The sequence below is a fragment of the Micromonospora sp. NPDC126480 genome, assembly GCF_040302465.1.
Classification (GTDB): domain Bacteria; phylum Actinomycetota; class Actinomycetes; order Mycobacteriales; family Micromonosporaceae; genus Micromonospora.
The window spans coordinates 99,479-123,101 of record NZ_JBEORU010000013.1; the positions used below are offsets into that span (position 1 = coordinate 99,479).

The 23,623-nt window shown below is 73.0% G+C and carries 24 protein-coding genes, 1 tRNA gene and 1 pseudogene; 17 read left to right on the forward strand and 9 right to left on the reverse strand.

Annotated elements, in window-relative coordinates:
• The first annotated feature begins 6 nt into the window (after positions 1–6).
• The 3 genes from ABTW87_RS14750 to ABTW87_RS14760 are packed head-to-tail and all read left to right on the forward strand — an operon-like array spanning position 7 to position 1,493.
• A complete protein-coding gene (locus ABTW87_RS14750; RefSeq protein ID WP_350651331.1) occupies positions 7–330 on the forward strand; it encodes a hypothetical protein in 324 nt (107 codons plus the stop codon).
• A gap of 1 nt (position 331) precedes the next feature.
• On the forward strand, positions 332–1,024 hold the full coding sequence (locus ABTW87_RS14755) for a nucleotidyl transferase AbiEii/AbiGii toxin family protein (protein ID WP_350651332.1): 693 nt from the start codon (positions 332–334) through the stop codon (positions 1,022–1,024).
• A gap of 46 nt (positions 1,025–1,070) precedes the next feature.
• Positions 1,071–1,493 (forward strand): HIT family protein, encoded by a 423-nt coding sequence (locus ABTW87_RS14760; RefSeq protein ID WP_350651333.1) that lies wholly within the window; start codon positions 1,071–1,073, stop codon positions 1,491–1,493.
• A 54-nt stretch (positions 1,494–1,547) separates the two neighbouring features.
• Here ABTW87_RS14760 and ABTW87_RS14765 read toward each other — a convergent pair whose 3' ends face one another.
• Genes ABTW87_RS14765 through ABTW87_RS14775 form a run of 3 tightly spaced genes read right to left on the reverse strand, consistent with a single transcriptional unit; the run spans position 1,548 to position 3,034 of the window.
• Complete coding sequence (locus tag ABTW87_RS14765) at positions 1,548–2,051, reverse strand: GNAT family N-acetyltransferase (RefSeq protein ID WP_350651334.1); 504 nt, start codon at positions 2,049–2,051, stop codon at positions 1,548–1,550.
• A gap of 3 nt (positions 2,052–2,054) precedes the next feature.
• Entirely contained in the window at positions 2,055–2,243 is a 189-nt protein-coding gene (locus tag ABTW87_RS14770) for a DUF397 domain-containing protein (RefSeq protein ID WP_350651335.1), read from the reverse strand.
• On the reverse strand, positions 2,234–3,034 hold the full coding sequence (locus ABTW87_RS14775) for a helix-turn-helix domain-containing protein (RefSeq protein WP_350651336.1): 801 nt from the start codon (positions 3,032–3,034) through the stop codon (positions 2,234–2,236). The genes ABTW87_RS14770 and ABTW87_RS14775 overlap by 10 nt, the downstream gene beginning before the upstream one ends.
• A 238-nt stretch (positions 3,035–3,272) precedes the next feature.
• Between ABTW87_RS14775 and msrA the strand changes: the two genes are divergently transcribed.
• The 7 genes from msrA (at position 3,273) to ABTW87_RS14810 (ending at position 12,188) form a co-directional block, all read left to right on the forward strand.
• Entirely contained in the window at positions 3,273–3,935 is a 663-nt protein-coding gene (gene msrA, locus ABTW87_RS14780) for a peptide-methionine (S)-S-oxide reductase MsrA (RefSeq protein ID WP_350651337.1), read from the forward strand.
• A gap of 273 nt (positions 3,936–4,208) precedes the next feature.
• Positions 4,209–5,993 carry an N-acetylglutaminylglutamine amidotransferase gene (locus ABTW87_RS14785; protein WP_350651338.1) on the forward strand — a complete coding sequence of 595 codons (1,785 nt, stop codon included), beginning with the start codon at positions 4,209–4,211 and terminating at the stop codon, positions 5,991–5,993.
• A gap of 2 nt (positions 5,994–5,995) precedes the next feature.
• The gene (ngg, locus tag ABTW87_RS14790; protein ID WP_350651339.1) at positions 5,996–7,825 is read left to right on the forward strand and encodes an N-acetylglutaminylglutamine synthetase; all 1,830 of its coding nucleotides are present in this window, start codon (positions 5,996–5,998) and stop codon (positions 7,823–7,825) included.
• Positions 7,822–9,015 carry an osmoprotectant NAGGN system M42 family peptidase gene (locus ABTW87_RS14795; protein WP_350651340.1) on the forward strand — a complete coding sequence of 398 codons (1,194 nt, stop codon included), beginning with the start codon at positions 7,822–7,824 and terminating at the stop codon, positions 9,013–9,015. The genes ngg and ABTW87_RS14795 overlap by 4 nt, the downstream gene beginning before the upstream one ends.
• Positions 9,016–9,677: 662 nt before the next feature.
• A complete protein-coding gene (locus tag ABTW87_RS14800) occupies positions 9,678–10,607 on the forward strand; it encodes a ribonuclease Z (RefSeq protein ID WP_350651341.1) in 930 nt (309 codons plus the stop codon).
• On the forward strand, positions 10,604–11,113 hold the full coding sequence (locus tag ABTW87_RS14805; protein ID WP_350651342.1) for a GNAT family N-acetyltransferase: 510 nt from the start codon (positions 10,604–10,606) through the stop codon (positions 11,111–11,113). The genes ABTW87_RS14800 and ABTW87_RS14805 overlap by 4 nt, the downstream gene beginning before the upstream one ends.
• A 118-nt stretch (positions 11,114–11,231) precedes the next feature.
• Positions 11,232–12,188 (forward strand): S1C family serine protease, encoded by a 957-nt coding sequence (locus tag ABTW87_RS14810; protein WP_350651343.1) that lies wholly within the window; start codon positions 11,232–11,234, stop codon positions 12,186–12,188.
• Positions 12,189–12,246: 58 nt separating this feature from the next.
• On the opposite strand, the gene ABTW87_RS14815 is transcribed toward ABTW87_RS14810, so the two are convergent.
• Together ABTW87_RS14815 and ABTW87_RS14820 are read right to left on the reverse strand one after the other, a co-directional pair.
• Positions 12,247–13,617, reverse strand: a complete 1,371-nt coding sequence (locus ABTW87_RS14815) for a cystathionine beta-synthase (RefSeq protein ID WP_350651344.1) — start codon at positions 13,615–13,617, stop codon at positions 12,247–12,249.
• A 77-nt stretch (positions 13,618–13,694) separates the two neighbouring features.
• Positions 13,695–14,051 carry a YkvA family protein gene (locus tag ABTW87_RS14820; protein WP_350651345.1) on the reverse strand — a complete coding sequence of 119 codons (357 nt, stop codon included), beginning with the start codon at positions 14,049–14,051 and terminating at the stop codon, positions 13,695–13,697.
• A gap of 146 nt (positions 14,052–14,197) precedes the next feature.
• Here ABTW87_RS14820 and ABTW87_RS14825 point away from each other — a divergent pair.
• From ABTW87_RS14825 to ABTW87_RS14835, 3 genes and pseudogenes are all read left to right on the forward strand, one after another.
• A pseudogene (locus ABTW87_RS14825) lies at positions 14,198–15,288 on the forward strand (SGNH/GDSL hydrolase family protein).
• Entirely contained in the window at positions 15,285–16,088 is an 804-nt protein-coding gene (locus tag ABTW87_RS14830) for an SGNH/GDSL hydrolase family protein (RefSeq protein WP_350651346.1), read from the forward strand. Before ABTW87_RS14825 ends, ABTW87_RS14830 begins: the two are co-directional and overlap by 4 nt.
• A gap of 181 nt (positions 16,089–16,269) precedes the next feature.
• Complete coding sequence (locus ABTW87_RS14835; RefSeq protein ID WP_350651347.1) at positions 16,270–17,532, forward strand: acetyl-CoA C-acetyltransferase; 1,263 nt, start codon at positions 16,270–16,272, stop codon at positions 17,530–17,532.
• Between the two features lie 85 nt (positions 17,533–17,617).
• On the opposite strand, the gene ABTW87_RS14840 is transcribed toward ABTW87_RS14835, so the two are convergent.
• From ABTW87_RS14840 to ABTW87_RS14850, 3 genes are all read right to left on the reverse strand, one after another.
• Positions 17,618–17,941, reverse strand: a complete 324-nt coding sequence (locus tag ABTW87_RS14840) for a hypothetical protein (RefSeq protein ID WP_350651348.1) — start codon at positions 17,939–17,941, stop codon at positions 17,618–17,620.
• A gap of 179 nt (positions 17,942–18,120) precedes the next feature.
• Entirely contained in the window at positions 18,121–18,936 is an 816-nt protein-coding gene (locus ABTW87_RS14845) for a Bax inhibitor-1/YccA family protein (protein WP_350651349.1), read from the reverse strand.
• A gap of 131 nt (positions 18,937–19,067) precedes the next feature.
• Positions 19,068–19,964 (reverse strand): AurF N-oxygenase family protein, encoded by an 897-nt coding sequence (locus ABTW87_RS14850; RefSeq protein ID WP_350651350.1) that lies wholly within the window; start codon positions 19,962–19,964, stop codon positions 19,068–19,070.
• 48 nt (positions 19,965–20,012) lie between these two features.
• On the opposite strand from ABTW87_RS14850, the gene ABTW87_RS14855 reads away from it, so the two are divergent.
• Genes ABTW87_RS14855 through ABTW87_RS14870 form a run of 4 tightly spaced genes read left to right on the forward strand, consistent with a single transcriptional unit; the run spans position 20,013 to position 23,450 of the window.
• Positions 20,013–20,729, forward strand: a complete 717-nt coding sequence (locus tag ABTW87_RS14855) for a TetR family transcriptional regulator (RefSeq protein WP_350651351.1) — start codon at positions 20,013–20,015, stop codon at positions 20,727–20,729.
• Complete coding sequence (locus ABTW87_RS14860) at positions 20,726–21,091, forward strand: DUF4873 domain-containing protein (RefSeq protein ID WP_350651352.1); 366 nt, start codon at positions 20,726–20,728, stop codon at positions 21,089–21,091. Before ABTW87_RS14855 ends, ABTW87_RS14860 begins: the two co-directional genes overlap by 4 nt.
• On the forward strand, positions 21,081–22,574 hold the full coding sequence (locus ABTW87_RS14865) for a flavin-containing monooxygenase (RefSeq protein ID WP_350651353.1): 1,494 nt from the start codon (positions 21,081–21,083) through the stop codon (positions 22,572–22,574). Before ABTW87_RS14860 ends, ABTW87_RS14865 begins: the two co-directional genes overlap by 11 nt.
• A gap of 51 nt (positions 22,575–22,625) precedes the next feature.
• The gene (locus ABTW87_RS14870) at positions 22,626–23,450 is read left to right on the forward strand and encodes an alpha/beta fold hydrolase (RefSeq protein WP_350651354.1); all 825 of its coding nucleotides are present in this window, start codon (positions 22,626–22,628) and stop codon (positions 23,448–23,450) included.
• Between the two features lies 1 nt (position 23,451).
• Here ABTW87_RS14870 and ABTW87_RS14875 read toward each other — a convergent pair.
• A tRNA-Leu gene (locus tag ABTW87_RS14875) sits at positions 23,452–23,532 on the reverse strand.
• Between the last annotated feature and the right edge of the window lie 91 nt (positions 23,533–23,623).

Below are 23,623 nucleotides of genomic sequence, written 5' to 3' on the forward strand. Positions count from 1 at the left end.
GGCCGGGTGAGTCCGACCGCCCTGCCGTCCCGTCTCATCGGCGCAGCCGATCGCATTCCGGCCTCGCTCGACCTGCTGGCCGGCCCCGACCACGGCCGGGTCGCCCTGCCGGTGCGGCTGGCCTGGTCCGGCCTTACCGAGTTCGACGTCACCGACCCCCGACAACGGCTCACGCTCTATCGGACACTGCTGGACTGCGGCCAACGGGAAGACATCATCCGCTACGTCAACCCCAGTCTGTTGCGCGCCGACTGGCCGCGGATCAGGCGGTTGACCTCCCGGCGACTGATCGCTCTCTGGGAGCGGAAGCTCCCCGGACTGAGCACCTGACATGGACGAACTTCATCGACGGCTTCTGCACATCGGCTTCGCCGCCGGCACCGAACTTGGGCTGGTCCTCGCTGGCGGTTACGCGCTCGCGGCACACGAGTTGACCAACCGACCGTCGCGGGACATCGACTTCGCAACCGCCACCCCCCTGCCGCTTCCTGTGGTGGCGGAGCGGCTCGCCGATGCGTACGCCGGCGCAGGGTTTGCCGCTCGTCTCATCGAAGCGACTCCGCGAATGGCTCGTCTGCTGGTCACCGGAGAGGCAGTGGCCTGCGAAGTTGATCTTCTGAAGGAGGCGATCGGGCCCCCCGCTCATCTCACCATCGGGCCGGTTCTGGCCCTCGAAGACGCGATCGGCCTGAAGGTGCGGGCCTTGCACGAGCGGGCGGCCCACCGTGACTACATTGATGTCCGAGCCGCCAACAGCCGAATGAGCCTGCATGAGCTGGAATCAGCCGGTGCGCGACACACGGTGGGTTTCACTCTCGCGGAATTGGCCGACCGCCTCGGCGGCGTCCATGATCTCGACGAGGAGACCTTCCTGTCCTACGGGCTGGATGAGGCACAGGTCGACGTTTTGCGCAGGTGGGCGCTGACCTGGGAGGCGGACATCCGGGCGCGCCTGGCGGGCGGCGAGACCGGGCCGGTCGGTGTGGTCGACGACGAGTGGGACGCGTACCTCGACCCGGCCTGAGTCCCTCGCCGGGGCACGGCGAGGGTCCAGGGCCTAGCCTGGGGCGATGGCGGCGTGCGTGTTCTGCGGGATCGTCGCGGGCGAGGTGCCCGCGTTCCGGGTCGTCGACGAGCCGGACGGGGTGGCCTTTCTCGACACCCGGCCGGTGTTCAAGGGCCACGTGCTGGTGGTGCCGCGTCCGCACCTGGTCACGCTGGCGGACCTGCCGCCGGAGTCGCTGGCCGGCTACTTCGGGCTGGTCCGGCGGCTGGCGATCGCGGTCGAGGGCGGGCTGGGCGCGGGCGGCACGTTCGTGGCGATGAACAACAGGGTCTCGCAGTCCGTACCGCACCTGCACACCCACGTCGTGCCCCGCACGAAGGGGGACGGCCTGCGGGGCTTCTTCTGGCCGCGCACCCGGTACGCCGACGATGCCGAGGGGACCGACTACGCCGCCCGCATCGCGGCGGCGCTGAAAGCGGCGGCCTAGCCCGAGATCTTGGAAACTTTCGGCCCTTCGAGGGGCCGTTTCCCTCCGAGATCTTCAGTGGAGCGCGTAACGCGAGATCCAGAGGTGCGGGATGACCTCTTCGTCCCCAATTGCTGTGAAGCCGAGCGACTCGTAGAGGCGACGGGCCGGTCTGTTGGCCCGACCGGTGGCGACGAGGACGCGACGCACACCGGCTCGGGCCAGCACCGCGCCGACGAGAGCCCGTCCGACGCCGCGCCGGTGGGCGGCCGGGTCGACCACCAGGCGGTCGATGTCCACGGTCGTGTCGTCCTCGCTCCACGCGATCGCGCCGACGGGTCGAGGCTCGACACCGGGTTTCACGCCGGGCAGGTCGGCGGCGAACGCGGCGAGCCAGCGCAGGGACGCCTCGCGTAGGTCGGCCACCGTCTCGCGCAGCGGCGGGATGCGGTCGTCGCCGATCATGGCGGCCTCGACGGCGTACGCGGCGTGCTGCACCGCCAGCAGCGACCGGGCCAGCGCCTCGTCGGCGTCGGGCCGGACCTCGACGATCGTCGGCGGCGCGGGGAGCGGGTTCACCCGTCAGCGGGTGGGCGGGGTGGCGACGAACGCGCGCCAGGCGGCGGGCGGGAAGGCCAGCACCGGGCCCTGCCGGTCCTTGCTGTCCCGCACGGCGACGACGCCGGGCAGGTTGCGCGCCACCTCCACGCAGTCGCCGGAGTTGCCGCTGCTGCGCGTGCTCTTCACCCACACCGCCCCGGTCAGGTCCATGCCTGTGCCGCCTCCTCGATCAGCTCGGTGCTCTGCCGGGCGGACAGCGCCTCGGCACGCACCGACTCCCAGGTCCGCACCAGCGATAGTACGTCCGGGCCGTGCGACACGACGTGCCCCTGGAGCTGGTTGTCCAGATAGGCCACGTCGTCGCCGTCGGGCGTGGTGGCGACGACGAACGCGCCGTTCAGGCCGGGGTACGAGCCGACGGCGGCCGGCACCACGTGCAGGTGGACGTGGTGCAGCCGGCTCAGCTCCGCCAGATGGCGCAGCTGCGCCCGCATCACGTCGGCACCGCCGACCGGCCGGCGCAGCACGTACTCGTCGACGACCGCGACCAGCTGCGGCGGCGACGCCTGGTGCAGCACGGCCTGCCGCTCGATGCGGGCGGTCACCTGCTGCTCCATCGCCTCACCGGCGAGTGGGCTGGCGCCGACGTGCAGCGCCCGGGCGTACTCCTCGGTCTGCAGCAGGCCCGGGACGACCAGCGGCTGGTACGACCGCAGCGCCGTCGCCTCCTGCTCGATCCGCACCCACTCACGGAACCAGGGCAGCAGCACCTCGCGGCTGAGCTTCTCCCGGATCCGGCTGAGCAGGCCGTCGGTGCCCAGCGCCTCGTCACAGCGGGTGGTGAACTCCGGGCGGGGCAGCCGCCGGCCCTGCTCCACCGCGGCCACCAGTGCCGCCGAGTAACTGATCTGCTGTGCCAGCGCCTCCTGGGACAGCCCGGCCGCGCCGCGCGCCCGGCGCAGCTCCCCGGCGAACAACTCCACCATCGGCGAACCCGCCATCCGCACCCCTTCCGCCCCGGCCGGAACGGCCACGCCGCCCGCCGACTGCCGCCGATACGGAAAGTAGCGGCGACATCACCGCAACGGGAAGGGGTCGGTACCCCGACAAGGGTGATGTCGGGGCTTCCGCCTGCGGATGCGGTGCCGGCGCGACGGCGCCTGAGGCCGCCCGGAACGGGTAAGGAAGTGGCACCCTCCGGCGTTGCAGGCTGGGAAGGGTACGAGAGGAGTCCCCACCGTGTTCCTGCGCCGCATGAAGGCCGAGATGATCACCCCCGAGCAGGCGCTGCCCGGCCGCCTGATTGCGATGCCCGTCGCCGATCGGCACGAGGTGCTGGGCACCCCGCTGAAGGGCCCGTTCCCCGAGGGCGCGCAGGTCGCCGTCTTCGGGATGGGCTGTTTCTGGGGCGCCGAGCGGCTGTTCTGGACCCTGCCCGGCGTGCTCACCACCTCCGCCGGCTACGCGGGTGGCTACACGCCGAACCCGACGTACGAGGAGGTCTGCTCGGGCCGCACCGGGCACACCGAGGTCGTCCAGGTGGTGTACGACCCGTCGCTGATCAACTACGAGGACCTGCTCAAGGTCTTCTGGGAGAACCACGACCCGACCCAGGGCATGCGCCAGGGCAACGACGTGGGCACCCAGTACCGGTCGGCGATCTACCCGACCACGGACGAGCAGCTCGCCGCCGCCGAGGCGTCGCGCGACGCGTTCGCGCCGATCGTGGCCCGCGCCGGCAAGGGCGAGATCACCACCGAGATCCGCCCGCTCGGCGACTACTACCTCGCCGAGGACTACCACCAGCAGTACCTGGCCCCGACGAAGAACCCGAACGGCTACTGCAACCACGGCCCCAACGGGCTGAGCTGCCCGGTCGGCATCGCCCGAACCACCGGCTGAACCCGCGCTCCCGCGTGGTGGGCCCGCTGCGGACGCCGCGGGCCCACCCTTACGGCCAGTCACCCCTTCAGCGAGTCCCGTCGATGCGTTGATTGTCACAACCGGTAAGGGGTCCCGATCCTCGCAGCGTGACGGCCGGGGGTACGAACCGCCACCGTCAAGTCCACCAGGACCACGCATCGTGATCGCGGGCGCGGATTTTAGCAACGCTTTTACAAGACTGTCATGGTCTCAACAGGCGAATCGCAACATCCTCTGGCAGCATCGGTCGACATGTGCGGACTTGCGGGAGAGTTCCGCCGTGACGGGTCACGCGCCGACGTATCGGCAGTGGAGCGCATGGCGGCCACGATGAGTGACCGAGGGCCGGACGACAGCGGGGTGTGGGCGCAGGGGCGGACCGCCCTGGGGCACCGGCGCCTGCAGATCATCGACCTCTCCGCCGCGAGCGGGCAGCCGCTGGTTGACGCCGCCGCCGGGCTGGCCGGGGTCTTCAACGGCTGCATCTACAACTACCGCGAACTGCGCGCCGAGCTTCAGGCCCGGGGCCACCACTTCTTCTCCTCCGGCGACAGCGAGGTCGTGCTCAAGGCGTACGCCGAGTGGGGGCTCGACTTCGTCGACCACCTCATCGGCATGTTCGCCGTGGCGATCAGCGAACGGGACACCGGCCGCCTCGTGCTGGCCCGGGACCGGCTCGGCATCAAGCCGCTCTACCTGGCCGAGTCGCCGGGGGTGGTGCGCTTCGCCAGCACCCTGCCCGCGCTGCTGGCCGGCGGCGGGATCGACACCGCCATCGACCCGGTCGCCCTCGCGCACTACCTGAGCTTCCACAGCATCGTGCCGCCGCCGCGCACCATCCTGCGGGGAGTGACCAAGCTGCCCCCGGCCACGGTCCGCGTCTACGAGCCGGACGGCCGCACCCACGAACGCGTCTACTGGGACCCCTCGTTCACCCGGCACGCCGACCGCGCCGACTGGTCGGAGAAGGACTGGCAGGAGGCCCTGCTGGAGTCGCTGACCACGGCGGTACGGCGGCGCATGGTGGCCGACGTGCCGGTCGGCGTGCTGCTCTCCGGCGGGCTGGACTCCAGCCTGGTGGTGGCGCTGCTGGCCGGCGAGGGACAGCGGGGACTCTCCACCTTCTCCATCGGCTTCGAGGCGGTCGGCGGCCGCGAGGGCGACGAGTTCCGCTACTCCGACGTGGTGGCGAGGACCTTCGACACCGACCACCACCAGATCCGGGTGCCGACCGGCGACCTGCTGCCGCCGCTCGAGGCGGCCGTCGCCGCGATGAGCGAGCCGATGGTCAGCCACGACTGCGTGGCCTTCTACCTGCTCAGCCAGGAGGTCGCCCGGCACGTCAAGGTGGTGCAGTCGGGCCAGGGCGCGGACGAGATCCTGGGCGGCTACCACTGGTACCCGCCGCTCGCCCGGGTCGCCCGCGAGGACGCCCTGGACACGTACGCGCGGGCGTTCTTCGACCGGGACGCGGCCGGGCTGGCCCGCGTACTCGACAAGGCCTGGCTGGCCGACGGCGACCCGGCGCGGGAGTTCGTGGCCGCGCACCTGGCGCGGCCCGGCGCGGAGACCGCGGTCGACGCCGGGCTGCGGATCGACACCCAGGTGATGCTGACCGACGACCCGGTGAAGCGGGTCGACAACATGACCATGGCGCACGGGTTGGAGGCCCGGGTGCCGTTCCTCGACCACGAGTTCGTGGAGCTGGCCGCGAGCTGCCCGCCCGAGCTGAAGCTGGCCCAGGGCGGCAAGGGCGTGCTCAAGGAGATCGGCCGGCGGGTCCTCCCGCACGAGGTGATCGACCGGCCGAAGGGCTACTTCCCGGTCCCGGGCCTCACCCACCTGGAGGGCAAGCTCCTCGACCGGGTACGCGACGCGCTCACCGCCCCCGAGGCCCGCCGCCGGGGCCTGTACCGCGCGGAGTACGTCGACACGCTGCTCGCTGACCCGAATGCCGAACTGACCCCGCTGAACGGAAACAAGCTGTGGCAACTCGGACTTCTGGAAATGTGGCTCCAGAGCCACGGAATCGACTGACCGTGTCCGACACCCTCGCGACCGGGGTGGCCCTCGCCGACCAGGTACGCGGGCGTAGCCGGCGGTACGAGCGGGTGGGGCCGGGCGGCGACCCGGTGGCCGCGACCGCCGGCCCGGCCGACGCCGACGACGCCGACGGCGGACCCGCCGACGGCGTGGTGCTGGACTGCGGGTGGGGCCGACTGGTGTTCGGTCAGACGTTCGCCGACCAAGCGGCCGTCGCCGACGTGCTGCGCTCGGAGGCCGCTGGGGCGCGGGACATCTGCATCTACCTCCGCGACCCGCACGTGCTGGTGTCCCGCCTGCCGGACGAGCTGTTCATCGACCCGTCGCTGACCTACCGGCTGCCGCTGGACGGTGAGCGGCCCACCGACCCGGAGGTCCCCGGGCTGCGGATCCGCCCGCTTCAGGACGCGGAGGACGCGGAGGACGTCAACCGGATCTACGCGGCGAACGGCATGGTCACCGCACCGGTGGACGTGCTTGTCGCCAACGCGGCCACGGACCGCTTCCTGCACCTGGTCGCCGAGAACGTCACCGGGGAGGTCGTCGGCACCATCACCGGCGTCGACCACGTCGCGGTCTTCGACGACCCGGACCGGGGCGCCAGCCTCTGGTGCCTGACCGTCGACTTCAACGCGGCACCGCCGGGCACCGGCCAGGCGCTGATCACCGAACTGGCGGCCCGACTGGTCGAGCGCGGGCGGGCGTACGTGGACCTCTCGGTGCTCGCCGAGAACGACGGCGCGATCCGGCTCTACGAGCGGCTCGGCTTCTACCGGACGTCGACGCTCTGCGTGAAGCGGAAGAACCCGATCAACGAGCGCCTCTTCCTGCCCGCCATGCCGGAGGGGTACGACCAGCTCAACCCGTACGCGAAGATCGTCGCCGACGAGGCGATGCGCCGCGGCATCCGGGTGGAGGTGACCGACCCGGTGTGGGGCGAGCTGCGGCTGACCAGCGGCGGCCGGACGATCCTCACCCGCGAGTCGCTGTCCGAGCTGACCTCCGCGGTGGCGATGAGCCGCTGCGACGACAAGCGGGTGACCCGGCGGATCCTCGCCCAGGCGGGGCTCGCGGTGCCCCGCGGCCGGACCGCCACCGGTGGCCAGGCCGACGCGGCGTTCCTCGCCGAGGTGGGCGAACTGGTCGTCAAGCCGGCCCGGGGCGAGCAGGGCAAGGGCATCACCGTCGGCGTGCGGACACCCGAGGCACTGCGGGCGGCCGTCGACCTGGCGGCCCGGTTCTGCCCGGACGTGCTCCTGGAGGAGTTGTGCTCGGGCGAGGACCTGCGGGTCGTCATGATCGACCACGAGGTGGTGGCCGCGGCGGTCCGCCGGCCGGCCGCGATCATCGGTGACGGCGTGCACGACATCGCGGAGCTGATCGAGCGGCAGAGCCGGCGGCGCGCCGCCGCGACCGGCGGCGAGTCCCGCATCCCGCTCGACGACATGACCCGCGAGGTGGTCGCCGAGGCCGGGTACGCGCTGGACGACGTCCTGCCGGAGGGGGAGCTGCTCCCCGTACGGCGGACGGCCAACCTGCACACCGGCGGCACGATCCACGACGTCACCGCCGACCTGCACCCCGCCATCGCGGAGGCCTGCGTGACCGCGAGTCGGGCCCTGGACGTCCCGGTTACCGGGCTGGACCTGCTGGTCCCCGCGCCGGACCGGCCGGAGCACGTCTTCATCGAGGCCAACGAGCGGCCGGGCCTGGCCAACCACGAGCCGCAGCCGACCGCCGAACGGTTCGTCGACCTGCTCTTCCCCGGCACCCGGGCACCTCAGCGGCTGTGGTCGCCACCCGGTGCGGCAAGCTCAGGGGTATGACCGCGAACAAACCCGCGCCGCTCCCGCTCGACCTCGACTACCTGCGCCAGGTGCTGGTGGAGCTGTTGGAGATCCCGAGCCCGTCCGGGCGTACCGACCACGTGCAGCAGTACGTGGGCGAGCGGCTGGTGGCACTGGGGATCCCCTCGACGCTGACCCGGCGCGGCGCGCTCAGCGCCTGCCTGCCCGGTCCCCGGACGACCGGGGCGGACCGGGCGATCGTGGTGCACACCGACACCATCGGTGGAATGGTGAAGCGGCTCAAGGAGAACGGCCGGCTCGAGCTGAAGCCGATCGGCACGCACAGCGCCCGCTTCGCCGAGGGCGCCCACGTGCGGATCTTCACCGACGACCTGGACCGGGTGATCACCGGTCAGGTGCTGCCGTTGAAGGCCAGCGGTCACCGCTACAACGAGGCCGTCGACTCCCAGGGCATCGGCTGGGAGCTGGTCGAGGTGCGGGTGGACGAGGCGGTCGACGACATCGCCGGCCTGCGCGCGCTCGGCATCGACGCGGGCGACTTCGTGGCGTTCCTGCCGAACCCGCAGATCACCCCCTCCGGGTACGTGAAGTCCCGCCATCTCGACGACAAGGCCGGCGTCGCCGCGGTGCTGACCGCGTGCAAGGCGCTTGTCGACGCGGGCGTCACCCCGGCGGTGTCCGCGCATCTGCTGATCACGGTCACCGAGGAGATCGGCCACGGCGCCTCGCACGGCCTGGACCCGGACGTGGCCGAGATCGTCTCGGTGGACGCGGCAGTGGTCGCCCCCGGGCAGCAGTCCCGGGAGGACGCGGCGACGCTGGCGATGGGCGACGGGGTGGGCCCGTTCGACTACCACCTGACCCGCAACCTCGCGGCGATCGCCCGGGAACACGGCGTCGACCTGGTCCGCGACGTGTTCGACTACTACCGCTCGGACGTGGCGGCGGCGGTCGAGGCCGGCGCCCACGCCCGGGTGGCGCTGCTCGGGTTCGGCGTGGACGCCACCCACGGCCACGAGCGCACCCACCTCGAAGGGCTGCGCCACCTGACCCAGCTGCTCTGCCTCTACCTCCAGAGCGACCTGGTCTTCCCCGAGTGGGACGCCGAACCGGAGGGCGACCTCGCCGACTTCCCGTCGCTGGCGGTCCAGCCCGCCAGCGAGGACGGCCCGCGCGAGGGCCCGATCGGCATCGCCGCGGGCAGCTGACCGGGCTCGACCGGGCCGACCGGGCCGGCGGGCAGTGCGGCGACCCGGGCGAGCACCGGCGGGGCGGCGACCGTGGCCACGCCGATCAGCACGACCAGGGCGACCTCCCCGGCCCAGGCCGGTCCGGCCACGCCGCCCACCCGGTGGGCGAGAACCGACAGGACGAGCACGGCGGCGCCCCACCCGGCCCACGCGAGACCCGACCGGCACAGTCCCGAACCCCACCTCGTCATGGGCCTCGTCGTCATGGGCCTCGTCGTCATGGACCGATGATGCCCACCGGCCGCCTCCGGCACAGGTCACCGCCGGTGTCCGGAGTCTGACGGATCGATGAACAGCCGGAACTCATTCCCGGTCGGCCTGTGATCGAAATCCGTTGCCCGGGCCCGAGGGCTCTGGATAGCGTGACGGTACACGGGAAAGGAGGTGGTCCAGACTTGTATAGCAATCGGACTCGTGAGGTGGCTGTCCGCTAGCCGCTGTCCTCGACAGTAATCGCGTCCGCCCTGCCAGGGCGGGCTCAGGCACCATCGTCGAGACCGTGTGGCAGCGGTGCGGCGAAACCACGACAGCCACCCGACCCCCGGGGTGCCGGCCCAGTCCAGCCGGCCCGCGCGTCAGCGCGGAAGCCCCGGGGGTCGCTTCATCTTCCGGAGAGCACGGTGTCGATGCGTGAGCTGGTGGTGCTCGGGACGGCCAGCCAGGCGCCGACCCGGGCACGCAACCACAACGGGTACGTGCTGCGCTGGGACGACGAGGTGATCCTCTTCGACCCGGGCGAAGGCACCCAGCGGCAACTCCTGCACAGCACGGTCACCGCCACCGACCTCACCCGGATCTGCGTCACCCACTTCCACGGCGACCACTGCCTGGGGCTGCCCGGCACCATCCAGCGCCTCTCGCTGGACCGCGTGCCGCACCCGGTGGCGGTGCACTTCCCCGCCGGCGGCGCCGAGTACTTCGCCCGGCTGAGGCACGCGTCGAGCTTCTACGAGACCGCCGAGCTGACCGTCGAGCCGATCACCGCCGACGGGCAGCGGATCACGCTGCGGTGCGGCACGCTGGAGGCGCGCCGGCTGCGGCACCCCATCGAGACGTACGGCTACCGGCTCGTCGAGCCGGACGGGTGCCGGATGCTGCCGGAGAAGCTGTCCGCGTACAACATCGCCGGCCCGGCCGTCGGTGAGCTGCTGCGCGTCGGGCACCTGGACGTGGCCGGGCGTCGCGTCACCCGGGACGAGGTGAGCGTGCCCCGCCCGGGGCAGCGATTCGCGTTCGTGATGGACACCGGCCTGTGCGACGGCGTGTACGCGCTCGCCGAGCACGCCGACCTGCTGGTCATCGAGTCGACGTTCCTGGAGTCGGAAACCGCGCTCGCCGCCGAGGTCGGGCACCTGACGGCGGCGCAGGCCGCGCGGGTCGCCGCCGAGTGCGGGGTACGCCGGCTCGTGCTCACCCACTTCTCGCAGCGGTACCCCGAGCCGGCGCGCTTCGCCGACGAGGCCCGGCGGTACTTCGACGGGGACCTGGTGATCGCCGAGGACCTGACGATCGTGCCGGTCCCGCCGCGACAGGTAGCCTCGGCCGGGTGACCGTCACGCTACGCATCGCGACCGCCGGCGACCTGATGGCCGTCGGCCGGCTGCACCAGCGGTCCCGGGTCGCCGCGTACTCGTCGTTCCTGCCGCCGGACGCGCTGGCCGACCCGACGCCCGAGGCGATGGGGCGGTACTGGTCCGAACGGTGGAGCTGGGAGCGGGACACCCACACGCTGACCGTGGCCGAACGGGACGGCGCGCTCGCCGGCTTCAGCTACGTCGGCCCGGACGACGCGGGTGACCCGGCGACCGGGCTGCTGTACGCGCTCCACCTGGAGCCCGCCGAGCGGGGGCGCGGCGTCGGCCGGGAGCTGATGATCCACGCGCTGGACGGCATGCGGGAACGCGGCTGGCGGCGGGCCGTGCTGTGGGTGCTGCGAGAGAACGCGCCCGCACGGCGCTTCTACGAGCGCGGCGGCTGGACGCCCACCGGGGTGGAACGCGACGACATGATCGGCACCGTCCGAACCCCCCAACTCCGCTACACCCGCCAGGTGTAAGGAAGGGCCCCCTGTTAACGCCTCCGGTAGAGGAAGGGCCCCCTCTTAACACGTGCGGCGTGCGTTCGCTGTCAGCGGATCCGGGCATGAGCGTCGATCCGGAGGCGTTGCCGCCTGCATGGACACCGATCGCACCGCCTCCGGTCCGGCCGAGGAGGCCGCGCTGGACGCGTACTCCCGGGTTGTCACGACCGTCGCGGCCCGCGTGCTGCCCAGCGTGGCCGCCCTGTCGGTGCGGACGGCGCGCGGCGGCGGCGCCGGCTCCGCGGTCACCTTCGGCACCGACGGCCTCCTGCTGACCAGCGCCCACGTCGTGCAGGGCGCCCGGGACGGATCGGCCACGTTCGGCGACGGCACCGAGACCCGGTTCCGGGTCGTGGGCACCGACCCGCTCTCCGACCTGGCGGTGCTGCGCGCCGACGAGACCACGGTACCGCCGGTCGAGCTGGGCGACGCCGACGGGCTGCGCATCGGCCAGTTGGTCGTCGCGGTGGGCAACCCGATGGGGCTGGCCGGCTCGGTGACCGCCGGAGTGGTCTCCGGGCTCGGCCGGTCGCTGCCGGCCCGGGACGGCCGCGTCACACGGTTGATCGAGGACGTCATCCAGACCGACGCGGCCCTCAACCCGGGCAACTCCGGCGGAGCGCTCGCCGACTCGGCCGGGCGGGTGGTCGGGATCAACACGGCTGTCGCGGGGTACGGGCTCGGGCTGGCGGTCCCGATCAACGCCACCACCCGGGGGATCATCCGGGACCTGACCGAGAACGGCCGGGTACGGCGGGCCTGGCTCGGGGTCGCCGGCGTGCCGGTGCCGCTGCCGCCCGAGGTCGCGGCGCGGACCGGGCAACGGCGTGGCCTGCGGGTGGTGGAGGTGGTGCCCGGCAGCCCCGCCGGGCTCGCCGGGATCTACCTCGGCGACGTGATCCTCGCCGCCGGCGGGCGCCCGGTCAGCGACGGGCAGGGCCTGCAACGGCTGATGCTCGGCGACGCGATCGGCAGCCGACTGCCGGTCACCGTGCTGCGCCGGGGTGCTCTCGTCGACGTGGTGGCGGTGCCTACGGAGTTGAGCCGTTAAGAAGGGCCCCTTGTACAACGCCAGGCGTTAACAAGGGGCCCTTCCTTACACCGCTCGCTCAGCGGGCGCCGAGGTGCGCCAGCAGGTCCTGGCGGGTGAGGACGCCCTTCGGCTTGCCGTCCACGAGCACCAGCGCGGCGTCGGACTTCTCCAGCAGCGTCACCGCCTCGCTCACCGGCTGGCCGCCACCGATCATCGGCAGCGGGTCACCCATGTGCCGCTCGATGGTGTCGTGCAGGTGCGCCTGCCCGGTGAAAAGCGCGTCGAGCAGGTCCCGCTCCGCGATGGAACCCGCCACCTCACCGGTCACCACCGGCGGCTCGGCCTTGAGCACCGGCAGCTGGGAGACGCCGTACTCGCGCATGTAGTCGATCGCGTCCCGGACCGTCTCGGTCGGGTGGACGTGCACCAGCTCGGGCAGGCCGCCCGGCTTGCCGGCCAGCGCGTCGCCGACGGTCGGCTCGGAACCGGAGTTGTCCAGGAAGCCGTACCGGGCCATCCAGGAGTCGTTGAAGATCTTGGACAGGTAACCGCGGCCGCCGTCCGGCAGGAGCACCACGATCACGTCGTCCGGTCCGGCCCTGCGGGCCACCTCCAGCGCGGCGACGACCGCCATGCCGCAGGAGCCGCCGACCAGCAGGCCCTCCTCGCGGGCCAGCCGCCGGGTCATCTCGAACGACGCCTTGTCCGAGACCTCCACGATCTCGTCGGCGACGCCCCGGTCGTACGTCTCCGGCCAGAAGTCCTCGCCGACGCCCTCGACCAGGTACGGGCGGCCAGTGCCGCCGGAGTAGACCGAACCTTCCGGGTCGGCGCCGACGACGCGTACCCGCCCGTCGGAGGCCTCCTTCAGGTAGCGCCCGATGCCGGAGATCGTCCCGCCGGTGCCGACGCCCGCGACGAAGTGGGTGATCCGGCCCTCGGTCTGCTTCCACAGCTCCGGACCGGTGGTCTCGTAGTGGGAGCGGGGGTTCGCCGCGTTCGCGTACTGGTTGGGCTTCCACGCGCCGGGGATCTCCCGGGCGAGCCGGTCCGAGACGTTGTAGTACGAGCGGGGGTCCTCCGGCGCGACGGCGGTCGGGCAGACCACGACCTCGGCCCCGTACGCCCGCAGCACGTCCTGCTTGTCCTGGCTTACCTTGTCCGGGCAGACGAACACGCACCGGTAGCCCTTGAGCTGGGCCACCAGGGCCAGCCCCACGCCCGTGTTGCCGCTGGTCGGCTCGACGATCGTGCCGCCCGGCTTGAGGATGCCGGCGCGCTCGGCGTCCTCGACCATGCGCAGGGCGATCCGGTCCTTGACCGACCCGCCGGGGTTCAGGTACTCCACCTTCGCCAGCACGGTGGCCTGGATGCCCTCGGTGACGTTGCGCAGGCGTACCAGCGGGGTGTTGCCGATCAACTCGACGACGTTGTCGTAGTACTGCACCTGGTTGTGCCCTTCTCCTCCGGCGCCGCCGGGTGGGCGGCCGGGCAGACGAATACTCGCGCCCAGCCTACGTCCCGTCAGCCGACCACCTCGCCCGGGACGACGGACGCGCGGCGCTCCTCCCACTCCAGGAACCGCTCGGTCTCCGCGAGCACGCTGCCGGCGAGCCAGGTCACCATGACCGCGTCGTCGGCCAGCCCGAAGATCGCCAGCGGGATCTCCGGAAGCAGGTCGACCGGCGAGACGATGTACGCCGTTGCGGCGGTCATCAGGGCCAGTCGCAGCCCCCCGTCGTACTCCCCCCGGCCGGTGGCCCGGATCATCCGGGGCAGCGCCGCCAGCCGCTTGCCCAGTGACGGCCCGCCGCGTACCCCGACCGCCAGCGCGCGGGCCAGCGCGATGAACGCCGCCCGTCGTTGCAGTGTCTTCCCCATCCCGTCGCTCCTTTCCCGTACGCCAGGGTGCCGCCCCGGCGCAAGCCGGCCGGCCATCTGGACAGGTACCCGGAACGGTCGCTTTCCAGGCCCGGGTGCCGTCCCGGCGACAGCGGCCTGTCGTGGGCTCGCGATAATGTCGGTGCATGGGGGTCGCTGGTCTGGTCGTCCCGTCCGGTTCGCGCCGGCAGCTCGTGCGGCGCGTCGCCCGGCTGGCCGCGATCGGCACGGGCGCGACCGCGGCCGCCGCCGTCGCCACGGGGGGCGTGTTGATCGGCCAGGCCCGTCAGGCCCGCCGCACGATCCCGATGGCGGAGGCGCCGCCGCCGCGCTGCGACGGGGTGTACGGGGCGAAGCTGCCCGGTCCCGCGATCACGATGGTCATCCTCGGCGACTCCTCCGCCGCCGGCTACGGCGTGCACCGCCGCCGCGAGACGCCGGGCTCGCTGCTCGCCACCGGCCTGTCCCGGCGGTTGCAACGGCCGGTCCGGCTGCACCGGTTCGCCGTGGTGGGCGCCCTCTCCGCCGTGCTGCGGCACCAGGTGGAGGCGGCCCTCGAGTGCCAGCCCGACATCGCCGTCATCCTGATCGGCGGCAACGACGTCACCAACCGCACGCCGCTGGCGCTGGCCGTGCGCTACCTGGTGGAGGCGGTCACCGCGCTGCGTGCCGCGGGCTGCGAGGTGGTCGTCGGCACCTGCCCGGATCTGGGGGCGATCCGGCCCATCCAGCCGCCGCTGCGCTGGCTGGCCCGCCGCTGGAGCAGGCAGCTCGCCGCCGCTCAGACGGTGGCCGTGGTCGAGGCCGGCGGCTGGACGGTCTCCCTCGGTGACCTGCTCGGCCCCCGGTTCGACGCCGAGCCCGCCCGGATGTTCGCGTGGGACCGGTTCCATCCGTCGGCCGAGGGTTACGCCGTGGCCGCCGCCGCGATGCTGCCGACCCTGCTGTCCGCGTTGGGCGCGGGGCAGGAGCGCAGGGCTGCGGCGACCCGGGTCGAGGGCGTACGGTCGCTGCCGGAGGCCGCCCAGGAGGCGGCGCGGCACGCGGGGACCGAGGTCAGCGGCGCCCAGGTCCGGGGCCACGAGCGCGGTCCCGCCGGTCGGTGGGCGCACCTGCGCCGGCGGGCCTTCTTCGGTGTCGGCGCCGTGCCCCAGCCCGGTCCGGCCACGGAGTCACCCACAGTGGAGGGACTGGCATGAGCGAGCGAAGCGTCGACGGCGGGACGGTGTCGCCGTGAGCGGGCACTTCCTCCCCACCGGCCTCGCCGGCCGGCTGGGCCGGGCCGCGGTCCTGTCCGTGGCGGCCGGGGCGGTGGGTGGTGCGGCCCTGTTGGCCGGGCAGGCCTTCGCCGCGCGGAACCGGCGGTACGCGCAGCCGGAGCTCGGCCTGGCCCTGCGGGCCACGGTCGGGCGGGCCGGCGCCCCGCCGCTGCGGCTCGTGCTCCTCGGCGACTCGTCCGCGCTCGGCGTCGGCGTCGACCGGCTCGAGGACACGATCGGCGGTCAACTGGCCCACCTGCTCACCGAGGGGCCGGCCGGCCGACTGGTCCACCTGTCCAGCGTGGGTGTCGCAGGCTCCCGCTCGACCGACCTGGCCACCCAGGTCGCCCGTGCCCTGCTGGGCGAGCGGCCCGACGTGGCGGTGATCCTCATCGGCGCGAACGACGCCACCACCCTGCGCCGGCCGGCCGACGCCGCCGCGTACCTCGGTGCGGCCGTGCACCGCCTCCGGGAGGCCCGCGTGGAGGTCGTGGTCGGTACCTGCCCCGACCTCGGTGCGGTCCGCGCGATCGCGCCGCCGCTGCGGCACCTGGTCGGCTGGTCCGGGCGGCGTGTCGCCGGGGCCCAGACCATCGCGGTGCTCGACGCCGGCGGCACGGTGGTGGACCTGGCGACCGAGACCGGGCCGGTCTTCCGGGCCGACGCCGGCACCCTCTGCCACGACGGCTTCCACCCGTCCGCCGACGGGTACCGGGTGTGGGCCCACGCCCTGCTCCCCGCGGTCGCGGCCGCCGCCGCGGTGGCCACCCGCCACTGACCTCCGGCCACCGAGCCCCGCCCGGTCACGCAGCAGCTTCGGGGAAAGTGCTGGCTCCGGCCGGCTTGAGGCAGCACCTTCCCCGAAGGTGCTGCCCCTGGCGGGGCGCGCGGCGGAGGGTGACATTTCCCGCCGCCGGCGCGGCTTCCGCGCCTTGTTACCGGCGGGTTAACGTTGGTTCATGCCGACTGAGTCGTCCCGCGACGCCGTCATCGTCGCCACCGCCCGCTCCCCCATCGGCCGGGCGCACAAGGGGTCCCTGCGCGACGTCCGCCCGGACGACCTCGCCGCGACCATCGTGCGGGCCGCCCTCGACAAGATCCCCCAGCTCGACCCGACCGAGATCGACGACCTCTACCTGGGTTGCGGTCTGCCCGGCGGTGAGCAGGGCTTCAACATGGCCCGCGTGGTCGCCACCCTGATGGGGCTGGACGGCCTGCCCGGCGCCACCCTGACCCGGTACTGCGCGTCGTCGCTCCAGACGACCCGGATGGCGATGCACGCGATCCGGGCTGGCGAGGGCGACGTCTTCATCTCCGCCGGCGTCGAGACCGTCTCCCGGTACGCCCGCGGCAACTCCGACGGCCTCCCGCCGGAGGCCCAGGCGCTGGTCGGCGGCGGCTGGGAGAACCCGCGCTTCGCCGCCGCCCAGGAGCGCTCGAAGCGCCGGGCGCAGGGCGGCGCCGACGTGTGGACCGACCCGCGCGAGTCCGGCGAGCTGCCGGACATCTACCTGGCCATGGGGCAGACCGCCGAGAACCTGGCCCAGGTGCACGACGTGACCCGCGCCGACATGGACGAGTTCGGCGTACGCAGCCAGAACCGGGCCGAGAAGGCGATCGCCGACGGCTTCTGGGCGCGGGAGATCACCCCGGTCACCACCCCGGACGGCACCGTGGTCAGCACCGACGACGGTCCTCGCCCCGGCGTCACCCTGGAGGCCGTGTCCGGCCTGAAGCCGGTCTTCCGGCCGGACGGGCGGATCACCGCCGGCAACTGCTGCCCGCTGAACGACGGCGCCGCCGCGGTCGTGGTGATGAGCGCCCAGCGGGCGAGGGACCTCGGGATCACCCCGCTGGCCCGGATCGTCTCCACCGGCGTGACCGCCCTCTCGCCGGAGATCATGGGCCTCGGCCCCGTCGAGGCGTCCAAGCAGGCTTTGCAGCGCGCCGGCATGACGATCGACGACGTGGACCTGGTGGAGATCAACGAGGCGTTCGCCGCGCAGGTGATCCCGTCGTACCGGCAACTGGGCATCCCGGAGGAGAAGTTGAACGTGATGGGCGGTGCCATCGCCGTCGGTCACCCGTTCGGCATGACCGGTGCCCGGATCACCGGCACGCTGCTCAACGCGCTGGAGTGGCACGACAAGACCATCGGCCTGGAGACCATGTGCGTCGGGGGCGGCCAGGGCATGGCCATGGTCCTCGAGCGCCTGAGCTGACCGCCCCGCGCCCGGCCCGCCAGCCCGCTCAGGTTGGCGGGCCGACGCGGGCGGGCCGGCGCGGCGCCGGGACCCGGCCGGGAGTTCAGAGCGCGGCGCGGGTCGCCGTCACCTCGTCGACGGCCCGGGCGAGCGTCTCCGCCGGCGGTTGGGCGGCGACGAGGTCCGCGGTTACGACCCGGAGCTGGTCCGGCAGGACGAGGTCGGTGTCGAGGCGCGGCACGGTACGCCGGGGCTGCCCTTCAGCGTCCGCGGCGAGGTTTGCGAGTTCCTGCACCAGCCGGTGCACCAGATCCGCCCGGGACACGTTCCCACCGGCCGCCACGGCGGACCATCGCGGCCGCTGCCAGTGCCCGACCTGCCGCACGAGCAGGTCCACCACCCGCACCAGTTCCGCGCCATCTCCCACGCCGCGGGAGTCTACGCCGTCCCCCTCCCGCGATCGTGCAGTTAAGGCCCTCGATTCGCCCCATTCGTGGTGCTGTGCCGGGGCAGGAAGTGCAGGATCGCGGAGAAGCGGGGGTGTATGCGACGGCGCCCGGCCCCGAGGAGCGGGGCCGGGCGCCGTCGCACGGGCGGAACGACGGGTCAGTCGTCGCCCTGGAAGTAACTGAGCAGGCGCAGCAGCTCGATGTAGAGCCAGATCAGGCTCACCAGGATGCCGAACGCGGCGACCCAGGAGTAGCGCCGCGGCAGGCCCAACCGGACGCCGTCCTCGACCTCCTTGAAGCTCAGCACGAAGCTGAGCGCGGCCACCACCACGATCACCAGGCTGAAGCCGATGGCGAGCGGGCTGCCGTCACGCAGGCCGGTGTTGATGCCGAACAGCGCCAGGACGAAGTTGATGAGGATGACGGCGAACAGGCCCGCCATCACCGCGATCATGCCCTTGACGAACGCCGGCGTCGCCCGGATGACCCTGGCCTTGTAGAGCATGGCCATCAGGAAGAAGACGCCGAAGGTGCCCACCACGGCCTGGAGCACGATGCCGTCGTAGAGCGACTCGAAGAACTTGCTCACCGCGCCGACGAGGACACCCTCGACGACGGCGTACGTGACGACCAGCGCCGGGTTCGCCATCCGGGAGAACGAGATGACCAGGCCGAGCACCAGGCCGACCATCGCGGCGCCGATCCACGCGGCGCCGAGCAGCTGGTCCGGGATCAGAGCCCACGCGGCGGCGGCGGTCACGCCGAGGATGCCGAGCAGGGTGACGGTCTTCACCACCACGTCGTCGAGCGACATGGTGTCGACGGCCGGCGGTGCGACCGGGTAGCCAGCCTGCGTCGGGTACTGCTGGGGGTAGCCGGGCTGTCCGTACGGCCCGGTCGGGGCGTACCCGGCGGCGCGCTCACGCTCGGCCGCCTGGCCGAGCCGGGCGAGCACCGGGTTCGAGGTCTTCACTGTCAGGCCTCCCTCAGGGGGTCGTTGCACGTCAACGTGCAGCCTCAAGGATAGACGTCCCGACCACTCCGTGGAGATCGCAGAGCTGAGCGGTAGCTGGGAGTGTCAGCCGGGGCCGGCTCCGACAGCGATCAGATGAGGCCGGCCCGCGCCCACAGCGCCCGACCGGGGCCGGCAACCAGGCCCAGATCCGCCAGGTTCTCGTACGCCCGGCTGGCCGACCACCGCAGGGTGGCCCGCCAGTGCGGGTTCGCGCGGGCGGCGGCGCGGCCGACCGCCGGCCGGATGCCCACTGCCGCGTACGCGTCGGGGTGGACCAGCCGGGAGGCGATCGAGTAGGCGGCACGACCGATCAGCAGCCGGGCGTACGCGATGGCCACCGGCCCGGCGGCGGCGACCTGGCGGGGCAGTTCCTCGCGGGCGAACCGGACGTGCCGCGCCTCCTCGACGACGTGGATGCGGGACACCATCCGGATCAGCGGCTGCAACGACTCGTCGGCCATGATCTCGCGCTGGAACGTGTCGAGGATCTCCTCCGCGATGAGGATGGCGGCGTACATCTGCGGGCCCCTGGCGGTGCTCTTCAGGAAGCGCCCGAGGGCATGGTCGACGCGGCCCGCCCGGTAGACGGGGCAGCCGAGCGCCTCGATCAGCCGGCCGAACATGATCGAGTGCCGGCACTCGTCGGCGACCTCGGTCAGCGCGTACTGGGCGTGCCGGCTGGTCGGGTCGGCGTCGTAGTACTGCCGGATCAGCAGCTGCATGAGGATCGTCTCGAACCACACACCGGCACTGGCGGCGCTGGCCACCTCGTGCCGGGTCAGCTCGACGCGCTGCTCCTCGCTCAGCCCCGCCCACAGCGGCGTCCCGTAGAGGCTGCTGCGCTTCGGCGGGAGCCAGTAGGCACCGGGGACGTGCGGCGCGGTCCAGTCGATCTCGACGGTGGGGTCGTAGCTCGTGCGCAGCGAGGAGGTGAGCAGCCGCTCGGCCGTGGCCTCGCGTTCGCGTCCGAACGATGTCGCTGCCATGACCCCTCCATATTGACGTGACGACGGGTAACTGTTACGAGTAGTAGCATGCAATCGCCTGTCACGGATGTCAATGGATCCGGCGCCTCCGCAGACCCTCCCAGGCCGCCGGCCAACCGGCGCCGCGACCGCTGGGCCAGCCACCGTGAGCAGCGGCGGCGGGAGTTCGTCGGGGCGGCCGTGCAGGCGTTGCTGCGGTACGGGCCCGAGGTGGACATGGACCAGGTGGCCGCGACGGCCGGGGTCAGCAAGCCCGTCCTCTACCGCTACTTCGCCGACAAGTCCGAGCTGTGGCTCGCGGTCGGCGAACTGGTCGCCGCCCGCGTGGTCGACACCGTCGCGCCGGCCATCAACCGCGTCCGGGAGGAACGCGACCTGGTCCGGGCGACCATCGACGCGTACCTCGGGATCATCGAGGCGGAACCGACCCTCTACCGTTTCCTGACCAGCCAGGCCGGCCACCCCGGCCTCCAGCAGGTGCTCGCCAGCACCACCCGGCAGGTGGCCGCCGGGCTGGCCCGGGTCATCGGCGACCGGCTCCGGGCGCTGGGTCTGGACGCCGGCCCGGCCGAGCCCTGGGCGTACGGGCTGGTGGGTTTCGTGCAGGCGGTCGGCGACTGGTGGACCGAGCACGGCCAGCCCATCCGGCGGGAGGCCCTCACCGACTACCTCACCACGCTGCTGTGGAGCGGGATCGAAGGGGTACGCCGCAGCGCCGACCTGCCACGCGAACTCACCCGGGCACACGAGCGGATCGTCCCGTGAGCTACCACGGACCGGCCCACGTCGCCGGCACCGCCGTACGGGTGCACCTGACCGGCCGGTGGGAACCGGTCGACGGCCGCTACCACTGGGGCGGACGGATCGAGCCCGCCGAACCGGTGGCCGGCCTGCTCCGGTCCGGCCGGCGGGACGTGGAGGTGCACATCGCCGGCCGGATGAGCCCGGCCCGGCTGGCGGAGGTCGATCCGTGGGGCGGCGTCCGGGTCACCGGCGTCGGCCCACCGCCCTGGCCGCCCGAGGAAGCGCCGCACCCGGAAACCACCGCCGCCCCGCCAGCCGCCGACGGCCCGCCAGCGGCCGTCCCGCCGGCCGAACCCGCACCGCGGAGGACAGATGGAGATTGACATCGCCGTCATCGGCGCCGGCTTCGGTGGCCTCGGTGCGGCCATCCGACTGCAGCAGGCCGGTTTCACCGACTACCTCGTCTTCGACCGCGGCGACGACGTCGGCGGCACCTGGCGGGACAACAGCTACCCCGGATGCGCCTGTGACGTCCCGTCGCACCTCTACTCCTTCTCCTTCGCGCCCAACCCCGGCTGGTCGCACACCTTCTCCGGGCAGGCGGAGATCTGGGACTACCTGCGCGGCTGCGTCGACCGCTTCGGCATCCGGCCACGGCTGCGGCTACGGCACGAGGTGGCGACCGCCACCTGGGACGACAAGCGCCAGCGGTGGCGGCTACGCACCTCCGGCGGCGAGTACAGCGCCCGCGTGCTGATCTGCGCGGCCGGGCCACTGAGCGAACCCGCCGAGCCGGACATTCCCGGGTTCGACGCCTTCACCGGCACGGTCTTCCACTCCGCCCGATGGCGGCACGACCACGACCTGACCGGACGACGGGTCGCCGTGATCGGCACCGGCGCGTCCGCGGTGCAGTTCGTGCCCCGGATCCAGCCGGTCGTGCGCCGGCTGACGCTGTTCCAGCGCACCCCCGCCTGGGTCATGCCGCGGCGCTCGCGTCCCGTCAGCCGGCTGGAGCAGGCGGCGTACCGGGCCGTTCCCGGCACCCAGCGGGTCACCCGGGCCGGGCTGTACCTGCTCCGCGAGGCGATGGCGGTCGGTTTCCTGCATCCGGCGGTCAACCGCGCCGCCGCGCGGGTGTCGCTGCGTACGCTGCGCCGCCAGGTGACCGACCCGCGGCTGCGGGAGAAGCTCACCCCGCGCTACGCGATGGGCTGCAAGCGGGTGCTGATCTCCAACGACTACTGGCCGGCGCTGACCCGCCCCAACGTCGACGTGGTCACCGCGCCGGTCGAGCGGATCGCTCCGGACGGCGTGGTCACCGCCGGCGGGACGCACCACCCGGTGGACACGATCATTCTCGGCACCGGCTTCCACGTCACCGACCCGCCCGTCGTGTCGCGCATCCGGGGCCGGGACGGCCGCAACCTGCGCGCGGCGTGGACCCCGAGCATGCGCGCGTACCGGGGCACCATGGTGTCCGGCTTCCCGAACCTGTTCTTCCTGCTCGGCCCGAACACCGGCCTCGGACACACCTCGGTCGTGCTGATGATCGAGGCGCAGCTGCGCCTGGTGCTCGCCACGCTGCGGCACCTCCGCGACACGGGCGCCGGGACCGCCGAGCCGACCGCCGAGGCCCAGCGGAGCTGGACGGAACACGTCGACCGGAAGCTGACCGGCACGGTGTGGCAGACCGGCTGCGCCAGCTGGTACCTCGACGCGACCGGCCGCAACACCACCATCTGGCCGGGCTACGCCACCGGGTTCCGGCTGCGGCTCCGCCGCTTCCGCCCGGCCGACCTACGGCTGGCGCCGGCCGTGAGCCGGCCCGGCGAGCCGGAACGGGAGCGCGCCGATGCGGTATGACCTGACTCCGGGCCCGGTCGGGCGCTCGTTCGGCCGCAGTTCGATGGGAGGATGACCGTGCAGATCCACGTCCGTCGTGGTGGCAGCGGCGAGCCGCTCGTGCTCATCCACGGCATCGGCCACCGCCACCAGGCCTGGGACCCGGTGTTCGACCGGCTCACCGCCAAGCATGAGGTGATCGCGCTGGACCTGCCGGGCTTCGGCGAGTCCCCGGTGCCCGACACCGGCCTGCCCGCCGACATGACCGCGACCGTGGCGGCGCTGCTGCCGGTCCTCACCGGATGGGGCCTGGAGCGCCCGCACGTGGCCGGCTACAGCCTCGGCGGGGCGATCGCCCTGGAACTCGCCGCGGCCGGGGCGGTCGCCTCGGCCACCGCCTTCTCCCCGGCCGGGTTCTTCACCCCCGCCGAGCGCCGCCGGGCCCTGGCCATCCTCCGGATGCTGCGGGCCAACTCGTACCTGCCCACCCCGCTCATGCGGGTCGCGCTGCGCTCGGCGTACCTACGGGCGCTCTGCTTCGCCCCGCTGGTCGCCCGCCCCGCCCTGCTCGACTTCGAGCGGGCGTTCGGCGACGCGCTCGCCCTGCGGAAGGCGGTCGGCTTCACCGCCGTCGCCCGTGCCTCCCGCGCCTACCGCTTCGACTGCGCCCGACTGACCGACCCGAGCGTGCCGGTGACGGTCGGCTGGGGGGCGCGCGACCGGATCTTCGGGGTCCACCAGGCCGAACGCGTCCGGGCCGGGCTGCCCTCGGCCCGGGTGGTGACCCTTCCCGGCTGCGGACACGTACCGATGAGCGACGAACCCGACCTGGTCGCGGGACTCATCCTGGAGACGACCGGTGCCGCCCGGGAGACGCGGGAGACGAGCGAACGATGAGTGCCCGGGGCGGGGGTCGAACCCGCACGCCTTGCGGCAGCCGCTTTTAAGGCGGCCGTGTCTGCCGTTCCACCACCCGGGCGGGTGACACCACGCGCGCCGAGACGCCCGGATGCAATGTCACCGTAGCGGGTCGTGCGCGACCCGGCGTACCCCGATGCCCCGCCCCCACT